Genomic DNA, 13,453 nt, shown 5'->3' with positions numbered 1-13,453 from the left:
TGTTGGCATACATCGTATAAATATTTGTGGACGTCTATGTGGCTGAAATGCCCTTAGATTACTAGTCTATACCACGAAATTAGCAATCTTTGGGAAACCACACGAGAGAGTGCATTTCCCATCCGGAACCTCAACACTGGTTGGCCTGTTGCCAACTGTGACGAGCTATTAGGTGATGGCGTCGGTATCGGCACACAGCACATGTCTCCGACAGCATCCGACGGGTCGATCGACGTCGTCGACGCGACCGTCGAGGAACTCCACGCGGCTTTCGATAGCGGATCGCTCACCGCCGAGTCGCTCGTCGAACGCTATCTCGAGCGGATCGAGGCCTACGACGACGAGTTGAACGCGATTCTGACCGTCAATCCGAACGCCGGAGAGCGAGCTAAAATGCTGGACTCGCAGTTCGACACCGACGGTTTCGTCGGCCCGCTCCACGGCGTTCCGACCGTCCTAAAGGACAATCACGACACCCACGACATGCCGACGACGGCCGGATCGGTGGCGCTCGCTGACTCGGTCCCGCCGCGGGACGCGTTCGTCGTCGAACGGTTCCGGGAGGCGGGCGGCATCGTCCTCGCGAAGGCGAACTTGCAGGAGTTCTCCTTCGGCGTGGATACGATCAGTTCGCTCGGCGGCGAGACGCGAAACGCCTACGCGCTGGATCGACGACCATCGGGCTCGAGCGGCGGCACGGCGGCGGCGATCGCCGCGAACCTGGGCGCGATCGGAACGGGGAGCGACACCTGTTCGTCGGTCCGCTCGCCGCCCGCGTTCAACAATCTCGTGGGCGTCCGGCCGACCAGGGGGCTCGTCAGTTCGGCGGGCATCGTCCCCTTGAGCGCGACGCAGGACACGGCCGGTCCCATCACCCGGACCGTCGCGGACGCCGCACGGCTGCTGGACGTGATGGCCGGCTACGACCCGAACGATCCCACCACGGCCGCGGGCGTGGGCAACACCTCCGATGCGGGGTACGTCTCGCACCTCGACGAGCGCGGGCTCGAGGACGCCCGAATCGGCGTCGTTCGGGAGCTGTTCGGCCTGCAGAACGAGGAGAGCGCCCTGCAGGCCGCCGCGGACGCGGTAACCGACGTGCTCGAGACGGCGATTGAGGACCTTGAATCGGCGGGGGCGATGATCGTCGATCCCGTCGAAATCGTCGACACGAACCACCTCGCGTCGGCTCGCGTCATCGGCTACGAGTTCGAGCGCGACATCGACCGCTACCTGTCGGGACTGGGAGACGACGTTCCCTACGACAGCTTCGCGGAAATCCTCGAGGCCGACATAATCGCCCCGCCGGTCCAGTCCCGATTGGAAGCCGGGATCATGTTCGATCTCGACACCGAGACGCTGGATCAGAACGTGGGCTACCTCAGCAGACTCGAGCGGCGTCGAGAACTCAGGATCGACACGCTCGATCGGATGGCTGCGCAAGATCTCGACGCGCTCCTGTACCCGCCGTCGACGATTCCACCTGTACAGATTCCCGATCACCAGCCGTTCGCGGAGCTGAACTGCGAACTGGCGGCTAACACGGGGCTCCCCTCGATCGTCGTGCCGGCCGGATTCACCGACGGCGGGCTTCCAGTGGGAATGGAACTGCTGGGACGACAGTTCGCCGAGGACCGGCTGTTCGAACTCGCCTACGCCTACGAGCAAGCGACTCAGCACCGGCGGCCGCCGGACGGGTTCGATACGCTATCGTAGTCACGTCTCCGTCCGTCGCTCGAGCATCCGATACACGCCCGCACCCAGTTCGGCGATGGCGTCGACCCCCTCGCCGCGGTGCTCGAGTCCGTCACAGCAAATCGCGTAGGCGACCGTTCGCTCGCCGACCGTCAGCAGTCCCGCGTCGGCGGCGACCGACGGCAGGTTCCCGGTTTTGTGTCGGATCTCGATGTCGGGCGGGAGATATCGGGGGACCATCGAGCTATCGTGCTGGTGGGCGAGCGGTCTCGCGAGTCGCTCGTACGCCGCACTCGAGAGCGTTCGCTCGCCGTGGATATCCGAGAGCAGGACCGCGCAGTCCCGTGGCGTCACCCGGTTCACGTACCGATGGCCGTTCGATTCGATGGGAGACGCGCGGTCAGTTTCGAGAGTCGACGTTGTGGGATCGACCGCCGGCGTCTGCATCATCTTTCGGCCGAGGCGGGTGCCCCCGAGTCCGAGGTCGGCCGCTCCCTCGTCAATCGCATCGAAGCCGAGGTGGGCGATCAGCTCGTTGGTCGCGGCGTTGTCGCTTACTGCGATCATCGCCGTCGCCAGGTCCTCGGTCGTGGGCGTGGGGTCCGATAAGAGGTGAAATAGTCCGGCGCCGCCGACGCGATTCTCGGGAGCGATCGGGTGCGGTCGGTCGAGGTCTGCGAGTCGCCCGTCGTAGGTGCGGTACAGCGCGTACAGGATCGGGAGTTTGACGATGCTTGCGGCGCCGAAGCGCTCGCTCGGACGGACCGCGACGAGGGGAGTACTGCTGGAATCTGATTCGACATCGTGATCCGATTCGACATTCTGATCAGATCCGACGTCGCAGACGACCATCCCCAGTCGCCCGCCGAGGCGCTCGTCGATCGCTTCGGCGGCCGATAGAAGCTCGTTCCAGCTCTCGAGTTCCAGTCGGGGTCCCGTCACCGACCGATCACCTGAGGTGTCGCGCTCGAGTGCGTGCGTCGTCCCATGGACGTCCCTTCCGCAGGCGTCGGCGAGAAACGAGCGCCTAGTATGCGAGGGGGTGTGTTTTCCCCGATACCTGCTCCTACTGGGAGTAATGGAACTACAGGAACGGAGAGAGCGGCTCTCCGGAATCGAATCCGAACTCATCTCTTCGCACGGAACGCCGGCGTACGTCTTCTTCGAGGACGATATTAGGGAGAATTACCGAACGCTTCGGCGGGCGCTCGACGAGCAGTATCCGGACTCGCTCGTCCACTTCGCCGTGAAGGCGAACTACAACCCCGGGATCCTCTCGGTGCTTCGCGACGAGGGCTGTCACGCCGAGGCGTACGCCCGGGGCGAGCTATCTGCGGCGCTGACGGCCGGCTACGAGCCCGAGGAGCTGCTGCTGACCGGACTGAACCGCCGCCCCGAGGATGTCGAGCGCGCCCTCTCGCTCGGCGTAGAGCATCTTCTCGTCGACAACGCGACGGAACTCGAGCGACTGATCGAGGCCGCCGAGTCGACGGGGGCGCGGCCGAAGGTGCTCGTTCGCGGAAACCCCGCGATGGAGGTGCCGACCCACCCCGAGGTGGCGACGGCGACGCGGGAGACGAAGTTCGGTCTCGACACCGACTCCGGGCGGGCGATGGCGGTCGCCGAGCGCGCCGCGTCGGCGCCCGCGGTCGAACTCGCCGGCGTCCAGCTCCACATTGGCAGCCAGATCCGCGGCGTCGAACCGTACGCCGTCGCCGCCCGCAAGATGCTGTCGTTCGCGGCCGACATTCGCGACGAACTCGACGTCGAAATCGACGTGCTCGATCTCGGTGGCGGCTTTCCCGTCCCCTACGACGGCCCGGTTCCCGACACCGAGGAGATCATCGCGGCGATCGCGACGACGGTCCGCGAGACGGCCGCCGAGTTCGAACTGTCGCTGCCGACGCTCTTTCTCGAGCCGGGTCGACGGCTCGTCGGTAACGCCGGTACCCTGGTGTCGACCGTCGGCGTCGTCAAGGAGACGCCGCACACGACGTTCGCGGTGCTCGACGCCGGCACGAACGCGGTGTCGTCGTACTGGCCGTACCCGATCTACGCCCTCGCGGACGGCGAATGCAGCGAGCGCTACCACGTCGCGGGACCGCTCTGTTACTCCGGCGACGTCATCTCCGAGAACGTCTCGCTGCCGCCGCTCGAGCGTGGCGACCTGCTCGCGGTCGACCGAATCGGCGCGTACTCGTTGGGCAGCGCTTCCCACACGAACGCCCAACCGAAACCGCCGGTGTTGCTCGCGCGGTCGAACGGCGACGTCGACGTGATTCGCCAACCTGAACGCGCGGAAGACGTCGTCGCCAACGCGGAGGTGCCGGATGACCTCCACTGAGCGTCTCGCCGTCCAGCGAGCGAGGACCGCGTACGCACCCGACGAGCGCGTCACCTGTCTCGAGGTCGACGTCGAGACGCCGGAGCAAGGGACGGAGGGTCCGGTTACGCTCTCGGGAACCGTCCAGACCGACCGCCTACGGCGGGCCGTCGTCGACGCGGTCGAGCGAGCGAGCGTGCGCGAGGTTCAGGACGACCTCGCCGTGCTCGAGGACGGCAGCGAGCCGCGAACGACCGATCGTCGCGTACTCTCCGTCCGCGGCGCACCGGACGGTGACGCCGAACAGGTCACGAAACTCCTCTACGGAGCCGCAGTGACCGCGTACGACGAACGCGACGGGTGGCGGCGGGTCCGGACGCCCGGCGGCTACCTCGGTTGGATCGACGACAGCGCGCTGATGTCCGTCACCGGATCCACGCAGGACGACTGGACCGCAGACGCGGTCGTCACCGCCGCGCCGGCCGACGTGGTTGACGAGTCGGAAACCGCGCTGGAGACCGTTCCCGCGGGCGTCGACTGCCGGCTCGAGTCGCGCGACGACGACGGTGACGAGATTTTGGCCTCGTTCAGAACCGGCGCTCGAGCGACGCTTCCCGCGTCGTGCGTCCGCGAGCGGAAACCGATTGGATCCGGCGACGACGTCGTTTCCGTCGCCCAGCAGTTCCTCGGGACGCCCTACGAGTGGGGCGGGATGACGGCCGACGGGATCGACTGTTCCGGGCTGGCCTGGGTCTCCTACGCCGCCGCCGGTGTCTCGCTGCCGAGGGATGCCGATCAGCAGTCGACGATGGGGAGGGACGTCGACCGCGACGAACTCGCAGCCGGCGACCTGCTCTTCTTCCCCGGCCACGTCGCGATCAGTCTCGGCGGGAGCGAGTACATCCACGCCTACGGTAGCGCCGACGCAGTGACGGTCAACAGCTTCGATCCGGACGACGAACGGTACGTCGAGTCACTCGACGAATCGATGTCGGCGACGAAGCGACTGCTTCCGGAGGGTCAGACATGATCGTCGACCGCGTCGACGTCTACGAACTCGAGTTACCGCTGACCGACACCTTCGAGATCTCGCTGGGCTCGAAACACCGGGCGACGAACGTGCTCGTCGAACTCGAGACCGACTCGGGTGTCGTCGGCTGGGGCGAAGGCGCACCGCTCGAGCCGATCACGGGCGAAACCGTCGGGAGCGCGGTCGCGTGCGCGAAGGTCGGGGCATCCATCCTCGAGGGGCGAGACCTGCGAGACCGTCGCGGCCTCGTCGCCGAACTCGATGCGGCGCTTCCGGGGGCCGTCTCCTCGAAATTCGCGCTCGAGACGGCGCTGTACGACGCCTACTGTCGCGAGCGGGAAATCGCCCTTGCGGAGTGTTTCGGCGGGAAACCCGAGCCCGTTCGAACCGATCTCACGGTCTCGATCGTCGACCCCGCAACCGCCGCCGCTGAAACGACAGCCGCCCTCGAGGCGGGTTTCGACGAGATCAAGGTCAAAGTCGGCGGGAGCGTCGACTCGGACCTCGAGCGCGTCGCCGCGGTCCGGGACGCCGCGCCGGACGCCGAGATCAAAGTCGACGCGAATCAGGGCTGGACGCCGAAGGAAGCGATCCGATTCGCCCACGAGGCCGGGGATCGAGGGTTCGATCTCGAACTCCTCGAACAGCCCGTCCATCGGGACGATATCAGCGGACTCAGGCGAGTCACCGAGTCCGTCCGGGTGCCGGTCGCGGCCGACGAAGCCGTCTTCACGCCCGCGGACGCCCACCGGATCGCCGCGGAGGGGGCCGCCGACGTCATCAACATCAAGGCCGCAAAATCGGGGCTGACCGACGGCGCGGCGATCGCCGAAATCGCCCGCGGCGCGAACCTCGAGGTGATGATCGGCTGCATGCTCGAAAGCGCCCTCGGGCTCCACGCCAGCGCCCACCTGGTCGCCGGACTCGGCGACTTCTCGTACGTCGACCTCGACGGCAATCTCTCGTTCGAACGCGGCATCGCCGACGTTCCGAAAGGGCCGACACACGATCTCTCCGGCCCAGGCCACGGTATCGTTCCCGATCCCGAGATCGTCCCCGACTCTCCCGTCTGAGATGCCGGTCGACGATACCCGCCGAATCGAGTCGCAGCGTGACGACGCCGACGATCCGGCCACGGCGAGATTCCGCTGTGGCGGCTGGTGACCCACACGTCCGGCCTGCAGCCCTACGCCTACTCCGACGCGTGGGACGGCGTCGACGACGCGCTCGCGGATCTCTACGATCGACGGCTGTTCGATCGACGGATCGGCGACGGGTTCGTCTACAGCCGTCTGAACTACGTCCACCTCGCCGAAGCGCTTCGGCAGGTCACCGGGCGATCGCTCGCGGCCCTCGCCGAGGAACACGTCTTCGAGCCCGCCGGGATGGAGGGCCCCTCGCTCGGGCCGTACGACGACCCCGACCCGGGTGTCGTCGAGACCTACGAACACGAGCGCTGTCTCGGCGCGTGTCGAAACGAGATCAACGATCCGATCGCGAACGCGATGGGCGGCGAGAGCGGCAACGCCGGCCTGTTCGCGCCGGTACGAGACGTCGCTCGCTACGCACAGACGGTGCTCGTAGATGCAGATCCGTCTGGCGTGAGCCGACTCCTCGCCGCCCCAACTATCGACTGCCTGCCGGTTCGACGGAGCGGGACGGACACCGCCGCACAGGGGTACGGCTGGCGCGTCGGGACGGCGCTGATTCCGGCGCCGCAGTGGTCCGCCCGGTCGATCGGCCACACGGGGTTTACGGGCACGTCGCTGTGGATCGACCTCGAGCGCGGTCGCTTCGCCTGTCTGCTCACGAACGCCGTCTCCGAGCAGGTGCAGTTGTCCCGGTTCCGACAGCGCTACCACGCGATCGTTGGGGCTGCTAGCGGCTGAACGGGCCACGCTGCTGCGATCGGGTTCGCTATGTAACGCTGTCCAAATACGTGCCTCGAGACTCACCGAAAATGCCCCCAGAACCCGCCGAACACGCGTCCCGAGTCTCGTCGAAGTGGTCGTCAATCGTCGCGTCCGGAACGACGGCAGTGTCGGACTCCTGGGGGAACCAACTGTCGAAGCGCGTGAGTCACGACCCGTCCGCCCGCTGTCGGCCGCGGTCCCGACCTATCTTCCAAGGGGCTGGTTTTTACCGCGTGAAGGGAGTTCACCGGCTCATGCGAGAATACGACACGGTCGTTCGGAACGCTCGAGTGATCGACGGCACGGGCGCACCGTGGTTCGACGGTGACGTCGCCGTCAGCGACGGTCGAATCGCCGCCGTCGGGGACGTCCCGGGGTCGGGCGGAACCGAACTCGATGCCGACGGCGCCGTCGTCGCACCCGGCTTCATCGACATCCACACGCACTCGGATTTCACGCTCCCCGCGAACCGGGACGCCCACAGCAAGGTCAGGCAGGGCGTGACTCTCGAGATCGTCGGCAACTGTGGAACGAGCGCGGCGCCGCGGTACGGAGAGGGCGCCGAAGACGTCGACGAGGGCTTCGCTTATCGGGGCGTCGGGGAGGTCGTCGACACGAGCGCCTGGGAGTCGATGGGCGACTACCTCGATCATCTCGAGGGCGCGGACGCCGGCGGCGTCTCGCTCAACGTCGGCTCGCTGATCGGGCACGAAAACGCGCGGATCCCCGTCCTCGGCTACGAGGACCGCGAACCCACGGCGGACGAACTTGAGGAGATGAAAGCGATCGTCGACGAGGCGCTTTCGGACGGCGCCGTCGGCCTCTCGACGGGACTGATCTACACGCCCGGCGCCTTCGCCGACACCGAGGAACTCGTCGAACTGGCGTCGGTCGTCGCTGACCACGACAAGCTGTACGCAACGCACATGCGAAGCGAAGGCGACGATATTTTCGAGGCGCTCGAGGAGGCCATCGAGATCGGCGACCGGGCGGGCGTGCCGGTACAGGTCTCACATCACAAGGCCGTCGGCCGGGACAACTGGGGGAAGGTCAAGTACACCCTCGAGCGAATGCGACGCGCCCGCGACCGCGACGGCGTCGAAATCCAGTGCGAGCAGTACCCTTACACCGCGTCGTCGACCAGCCTCGGCGCGCGCCTGCCGACGTGGGCCCGCGAGGGGGGGACCGACACGATACTCGATCGGCTGACGGACAAAGCGATGCGAGCGGAGATCCGGGACGAACTCGAGGCTACCACCGACTCGTGGGACGATATCCTCATTACGAACGTTCGGACGCCAGACCTCGAGAACGTACAGGGGCAGACGGTCGCCGAACTCGCCGAACGCGACGGCGAGTCCCGGGTTCCCGCCGAGATCGTCATCGACCTGTTAATCGAAGACCGGGTCCGGACAAGGCACATCCACTTCTGCATGCGCGACGTGGACGTCGAGGCGGTCATGGCCCACGAACTCACGATGATCGGCAGCGATGGGAACTCGCTGCGGCCGACCGGCCCCCTCGGCGACGGCGTCCCGCACCCGCGGAGCTACGGGACGTTCCCCCGCGTCCTCGGTCACTACGTCCGCGAACGCGGCGTCGTCTCGCTCGAAACGGCCGTCTACAAGATGACGGGGCAGCCGGCAGCCCGATTGGGGCTCGAGGACCGCGGCGTCCTCAAGGAGGGGCTCTGGGCGGATCTCACCGTGTTCGATCCCGAGACCGTCGGACAAGGCGGTTCGTTCGTCGACCCGGCCGTCTATCCCGACGGCATCCATCACGTGCTGGTCAACGGCGAGTTCGTCGTCCGAAGCGGCGACCACACCGGCGCACGTCCCGGCGTCGCGATTCGGTGATCGGATCGAGTTTTGGTAGTACACCTCGATGATCCGTCTACTTTCGACCTCCAGTTCGGCGAGCGCGTCGAATTTTACTGTTGTATCCGACTTCGGTCTCTCCTGCCGTCGTGAGTGCTGACTCGGCTCGTCCTACGGTACTACTTCCCCTACAGATATTTGATATAAGAGAATGAGGGTACGGCCAATATCGGTTGTCACGCGAGTCAGTCATCGCCCCGAAAAATCGGCTGTAACCGGCCTGACCGGCTGAACGGCCTGAACTTCGTTGCCGCGATTTGAAATCCACGGCGATGATCTGGCGATAGCGCGGTGGCTTTCGAACCGGACATTCTCATTCTGTATCGCATGCGAAGTTGGCATATTGAAAAATAATCTGTGGTTGTTATATTATCGTCTATTAATTGCGACCGATCGGTTTCGACGATGGACGTTCTCCCGAAATCTATTACAGACATACGAATGTAATCTATAGCGCCTGTTGTAGTGTGTTTGCAACTATCAAACACTGGCCGACTGATTTGACAGTACTGGCCAGTGTGGTACTACGAGTCGTTAGCTGAATCGCCGAGTTCAATCACACTATGAGGGTACCACTGGGCGCGGTACCGGGGTAGTATCTCCCCTTTCCGCGTTTTTTACAAACGCCGCTCGATTGATACGCCGATCGTGCCGGTCCGAGACGGAACGCGATACGGTTCGCTCCGGCGAATACTGTTTGACCATTGCAAATATTTATGTTCTGTGTACAGTATTATCGAATATGACGACCGATCCCGACGGGGAAACCGAACCGAGACGGATCAAATCGGTGCGGACGGCTTCCGATATCGTCGACGTTATCAAACGGCTGCAAGGCGGGACGCTCGCGGAGATCTCGGCGGAGATCGATCTGACGAAAGGAACCGTCTACACGTACCTGCAGACGCTCGTCGACTCCGGATTCGTGACGAAACGGGAGGGGGAATATCGACTCAGCTTTCGGTTCATCGCCCTCGGGGAGCACGTCCGGAACGAAACGGGTCTGTACGTTGCCGGTCACGACGTAATCGACGACCTCGCGGATCGAACCGGCGAGTACGTCCACCTGATCGCCGAGGAACGAAATCGGATCGCGGTACTGTACGAGAGCCACGGGGACCGCGCCGTCGCGAAGGACTACCACCTCCGCATGCGCGAGACGCCGCAGTACTTCCACGACACCGCGGCCGGCAAGGCGATCCTCGCACACCTCCCGTCGGATCGACGCGACGCGATTCTCGAGGCACACGAGTTCGAGGAGCAGACGAAAAACACGATCACGGACGCGCCCACGCTCCGCGAGACGCTCGCCGAGATCCGTGAGCGCGGCTACGCGATCAACGACGAGGAGGAGATCCGCGGCATGCGGGCCGTCGGCGCGCCGATCCTCGATTCGGATGAGACCGTCGTCGGCGCGGTGAGCGTGACGGCGCCCACGAGCCGGCTTTCGGACGACCGATTCCGCTCGGCGATGCCGAAACGCGTCATCGAGGCCGCGAATTTGATCGAAGTGAACCTCGAGACCGCCCGGATAGATCGGTGAGTGATCGTCCGTCGGAGACCGCGTCGCCGTTGGGACTTTCGCCGAGGGCCCTATTTTTGAAGGTAATTGCTTAAGTGCAGTGACGGTCACATTTCCGTATGGACCGCGAGACGGCAGCGCCGACCGTAGAGCAACTTCCAGGGCCCGTCGCGTCCGAGTTGATCGAGTACCACCACCAGGCTGCAGCGAAGTCGACCTACGTCTACGATTTCGTTTGGGATATCACCGCAGACGCGGAGGGCCCCTTCTGTACGGACGCCGACGGCAACGTTCTGCTCGACTTCACGAGCCACGTCGCCGCCGCCCCGCTCGGGTACAACAACCCGATGCTGATGGATAAGCTCCGGGAGTTCGACCTCGTCGATCCGCTGAAGATCGCCGGCCAGGACTTCTACATCAGCACCGGCGGCCCGCCGGAGGAGAGCGAACTTCCGGGACCCGCTCACCTCATGAACACGCTGACCGACATCACCAGTCAGTACGATATGGACACCGTATTCCTCTCGAACTCCGGGGCGGAAGCCGTCGAGAACGCGATGAAGATCTGTTACGACCACTGCGAGCAGCCGAAGTACGGACTGACGTTCGAGGGGGCCTTCCACGGCCGAACGCTCGGCGCCCTCTCGCTGAACCGTTCGAAGTCGGTCCATCGTCGCGACTTTCCCGAACTCAGTGGCATTCACGACGTCCCTCACGACCTTGCCGGTGTGGAACGCCTCCGGGAGAAACTCGACCCTAAACACGGCCACATCCCCGCGGAACAGGTCGCGTTCCTGATTCTCGAGCCAGTACAAGGCGAGGGCGGCTACCGCGTTCCCAGCGCGGAGTTCATGGCCGCCGTCGACGATCTCTGCACCGAGTACGATATCCCGTTGATCGCGGACGAGATCCAGAGCGGCGTCGGCCGGACCGGGGAGATGTGGGCCTCGGACCACTACGCGTTCGATCCCGACGTCATCACGTCGGCCAAGGCGCTCCGCGTCGGCGCGACGATCGGTCGGTCGGAGCTCTTCCCCGACGAGACCGCCCGCATCTCTTCGACGTGGGGAGCCGGGGACGTCATCGCGTCGATGCAGGGGGCGCTGACGCTCGCCGCAATCGAGGACCACGACCTGATGGCCAACGCGGCACAGAAAGGTGTGGCCCTCCTCGAGCGACTCACCGCCATGCAGGACGAGCACGACGCCGTCGTCGAGGACGTGCGCGGACTCGGTCTCATGGCCGCGATCGAGTTCGACACCGCGGAGCATCGCGACGACGTGATGGAGGCGGCGCTCCAGCGCGGCCTGCTCACGCTCGGCTGCGGACGAAAGTCGCTTCGGCTGCTCCCGCCGCTCGACGTCCGAGACCGCGAACTCGCTATCGCCGGCGAACTCCTCAAGGAGTCGATCGCCACCGTCGAACCGGTTACGTCGGCGAATACGGGACAGTATGCGAATTAACGAAGCCGTCATCGATTGCTTGGCGACGAACGGGATCGTCACCCTGTTTGGGATTCCGGGCAAGCAGGCGCTCCCGTTGAACGAGTCTATCGGCGAGCGCGACGACATCGAGTTCGTGATGGCGCGATACGATGAATCTCGAGTTCCGCAATGGGATAGCCGAGTGAGTCCTCGTAGATTTTGTTGACGATGTCGACGTTGTCGCCGCGGTCGACGGCGCCGATGACCTGGCCGAACTCGGGGCTGCAGGCGGCCAATGTCGATCGAGTTCTCCGTATTGGTGATCTCTTACAGGAGGTCGTCGATGCTGTCTTTCGTTTCATCGTGTAGCTTGGGAAACTCGACACTGCACTCGTTGAGTTTGATGTCGATAATGCCTCGGCCGGCCTGAACGGTGACTACGCCGACGTTTTCCCAGCCGGGGTCGGCGTGTCGCGATCGTACGGCAGGCATCGAGAAGTTCGGTTACCGAATGTACGAAAACAACTCTTTCACTAGCGAGGGCCTCTTCGGACGTCGCGGGGTGCTGAATCGGCCACCGGTGTGAGACTGGACGCACTCGATCAGGTCCTCGCTATCGGCTTTGTATGCGACGATCGGCCTCTCCGAATTCCGCTCGGAGCGGAGAGATCACCTACTTTCATACAGATTCGTAGTTAAAAATGTAATCTGTACTGTAAAGGAGTGACTCTTATCGAAGCTAAACAATCGGTTATCGATCTCTTTTTGACACAGTTACTCGTTGTGCTCCAGATACTGTCGTCCTTCTTCGGTTTCCGCGAGAATGGTATCGAAGACGGCCGCTTCCGTTTGGAATTTGTGAACGGTATGAAGCATAGTGTTGTGGAACTCCGAAATAAGGTCCCCGTGCTCTTTAAAGAAATTGTGGACCCATCGCTCCATCTCATCATCCGTTCGGAACTGTGAAATCGCGTGCCACTGGTAGTTGCTGTCCGCGGTAAAGAACATCAGTACGTGAGGATCACTCTGGAGCGCATCGTAACAGTCCCGCCAGTTGTCCTCGAAGTTCGGGAAGTTAAACGAAACACGGAACAGGTAGTGTCGGAATATTTCTCGGTTCGGAAGGATCGTTTCTCGGAAGATTTCCTCTTCGGACATCGTCCGCAGTATCTCGTTGATCCGATTGTGAGAGAGCGTGATACCGTACTCTTCCTCGAGGATCCGACTGAGTTCTCGTGTGGACGAGGTTGGATGATCAACTCTTGCTTTTAGAATGGCGATATCGCGCGGAGAAACGTCGAAGGATTCGTCTTCACCCATTGTAATTGTTCGTGTGGGATGCACTGTAAAAAGATTACCCAATATCACACGACCGCCGTGCATACGATATGGATCTCAGGGATACCGGTCTAATTCGACGGTACGTTTGGATGGGTGGATGGGTGCCGAATCTAAACTGGCTCGACGGCGTTCAACTGGTTCTCAACAAAATCACTCACTTTCTAATAAAACTCTCTAATAATTTCTCACTGCGGGGCTAAGGAAGCATATATTCATAATAAAAAACTAGAAACAATTACTATACTACCTATATAGGGTCCATACCCTTCTATTCAGCTACTTTTGAAAAATACCTTACGAGATATGGTGTAAAATGCCAAAATCATCA

The 13,453-nt window shown here is 63.3% G+C and carries 10 protein-coding genes and 2 pseudogenes; 9 read left to right on the top strand and 3 right to left on the bottom strand.

Annotation, left to right across the window (positions count from 1 at the left end):
* The first annotated feature begins 201 nt into the window (after nucleotides 1-201).
* Nucleotides 202-1,716, top strand: coding sequence for an amidase (locus tag ACSFC5_RS21205; RefSeq protein ID WP_440767202.1), 1,515 nt, complete (start codon nucleotides 202-204; stop codon nucleotides 1,714-1,716).
* On the opposite strand, the gene ACSFC5_RS21200 is transcribed toward ACSFC5_RS21205, so the two are convergent.
* A complete protein-coding gene (locus ACSFC5_RS21200; RefSeq protein ID WP_440767201.1) occupies nucleotides 1,717-2,637 on the bottom strand; it encodes a serine hydrolase in 921 nt (306 codons plus the stop codon).
* Nucleotides 2,638-2,773: 136 nt separating this feature from the next.
* On the opposite strand from ACSFC5_RS21200, the gene lysA reads away from it, so the two are divergent.
* From lysA to ACSFC5_RS21160, 8 genes and pseudogenes are all read left to right on the top strand, one after another.
* A complete protein-coding gene (gene lysA, locus ACSFC5_RS21195; RefSeq protein WP_440767200.1) occupies nucleotides 2,774-4,039 on the top strand; it encodes a diaminopimelate decarboxylase in 1,266 nt (421 codons plus the stop codon).
* Nucleotides 4,026-5,048 carry an NlpC/P60 family protein gene (locus ACSFC5_RS21190; RefSeq protein ID WP_440767199.1) on the top strand — a complete coding sequence of 341 codons (1,023 nt, stop codon included), beginning with the start codon at nucleotides 4,026-4,028 and terminating at the stop codon, nucleotides 5,046-5,048. Before lysA ends, ACSFC5_RS21190 begins: the two co-directional genes overlap by 14 nt.
* A complete protein-coding gene (locus tag ACSFC5_RS21185) occupies nucleotides 5,045-6,121 on the top strand; it encodes a dipeptide epimerase (RefSeq protein WP_440767198.1) in 1,077 nt (358 codons plus the stop codon). The genes ACSFC5_RS21190 and ACSFC5_RS21185 overlap by 4 nt, the downstream gene beginning before the upstream one ends.
* 63 nt (nucleotides 6,122-6,184) lie before the next feature.
* Nucleotides 6,185-6,937 (top strand): annotated as a pseudogene (locus ACSFC5_RS21180) (serine hydrolase domain-containing protein); the annotation flags it as partial.
* Nucleotides 6,938-7,215: 278 nt separating this feature from the next.
* On the top strand, nucleotides 7,216-8,817 hold the full coding sequence (locus tag ACSFC5_RS21175; RefSeq protein WP_440767197.1) for an N-acyl-D-amino-acid deacylase family protein: 1,602 nt from the start codon (nucleotides 7,216-7,218) through the stop codon (nucleotides 8,815-8,817).
* A 763-nt stretch (nucleotides 8,818-9,580) separates the two neighbouring features.
* Nucleotides 9,581-10,381, top strand: coding sequence for an IclR family transcriptional regulator (locus ACSFC5_RS21170; protein ID WP_440767196.1), 801 nt, complete (start codon nucleotides 9,581-9,583; stop codon nucleotides 10,379-10,381).
* 98 nt (nucleotides 10,382-10,479) lie between these two features.
* Complete coding sequence (locus tag ACSFC5_RS21165) at nucleotides 10,480-11,823, top strand: class-III pyridoxal-phosphate-dependent aminotransferase (RefSeq protein ID WP_440767195.1); 1,344 nt, start codon at nucleotides 10,480-10,482, stop codon at nucleotides 11,821-11,823.
* Nucleotides 11,813-11,956: pseudogene (locus ACSFC5_RS21160) on the top strand (thiamine pyrophosphate-binding protein); the annotation flags it as partial. The gene ACSFC5_RS21165 and the pseudogene ACSFC5_RS21160, both read left to right, overlap by 11 nt.
* A gap of 155 nt (nucleotides 11,957-12,111) precedes the next feature.
* On the opposite strand, the gene ACSFC5_RS21155 reads toward ACSFC5_RS21160, so the two are convergent.
* Both ACSFC5_RS21155 and ACSFC5_RS21150 read right to left on the bottom strand, forming a co-directional pair.
* A complete protein-coding gene (locus ACSFC5_RS21155; protein ID WP_440767194.1) occupies nucleotides 12,112-12,276 on the bottom strand; it encodes a hypothetical protein in 165 nt (54 codons plus the stop codon).
* Nucleotides 12,277-12,558: 282 nt separating this feature from the next.
* On the bottom strand, nucleotides 12,559-13,104 hold the full coding sequence (locus ACSFC5_RS21150) for a helix-turn-helix domain-containing protein (protein ID WP_440767193.1): 546 nt from the start codon (nucleotides 13,102-13,104) through the stop codon (nucleotides 12,559-12,561).
* Between the last annotated feature and the right edge of the window lie 349 nt (nucleotides 13,105-13,453).

It is taken from the genome of Natronorubrum marinum (assembly GCF_052040125.1).
Lineage (GTDB): Archaea > Halobacteriota > Halobacteria > Halobacteriales > Natrialbaceae > Natronorubrum.
Note: the sequence above shows the minus strand (reverse complement) of the source record. Positions and strands in the feature narration are given on the sequence as shown.

Bases quoted from the DNA above. Each gene is read 5' to 3' on its own strand.
- ACSFC5_RS21205 (WP_440767202.1), top strand. From the start codon at position 202: ATGTCTCCGACAGCATCCGACGGGTCGATCGACGTCGTCGACGCGACC.
- lysA (WP_440767200.1), top strand. From the start codon at position 2,774: ATGGAACTACAGGAACGGAGAGAGCGGCTCTCCGGAATCGAATCCGAA.
- ACSFC5_RS21190 (WP_440767199.1), top strand. From the start codon at position 4,026: ATGACCTCCACTGAGCGTCTCGCCGTCCAGCGAGCGAGGACCGCGTAC.
- ACSFC5_RS21185 (WP_440767198.1), top strand. From the start codon at position 5,045: ATGATCGTCGACCGCGTCGACGTCTACGAACTCGAGTTACCGCTGACC.
- ACSFC5_RS21175 (WP_440767197.1), top strand. From the start codon at position 7,216: ATGCGAGAATACGACACGGTCGTTCGGAACGCTCGAGTGATCGACGGC.
- ACSFC5_RS21170 (WP_440767196.1), top strand. From the start codon at position 9,581: ATGACGACCGATCCCGACGGGGAAACCGAACCGAGACGGATCAAATCG.
- ACSFC5_RS21165 (WP_440767195.1), top strand. From the start codon at position 10,480: ATGGACCGCGAGACGGCAGCGCCGACCGTAGAGCAACTTCCAGGGCCC.
- ACSFC5_RS21155 (WP_440767194.1), bottom strand. From the start codon at position 12,276: ATGCCTGCCGTACGATCGCGACACGCCGACCCCGGCTGGGAAAACGTC.
- ACSFC5_RS21150 (WP_440767193.1), bottom strand. From the start codon at position 13,104: ATGGGTGAAGACGAATCCTTCGACGTTTCTCCGCGCGATATCGCCATT.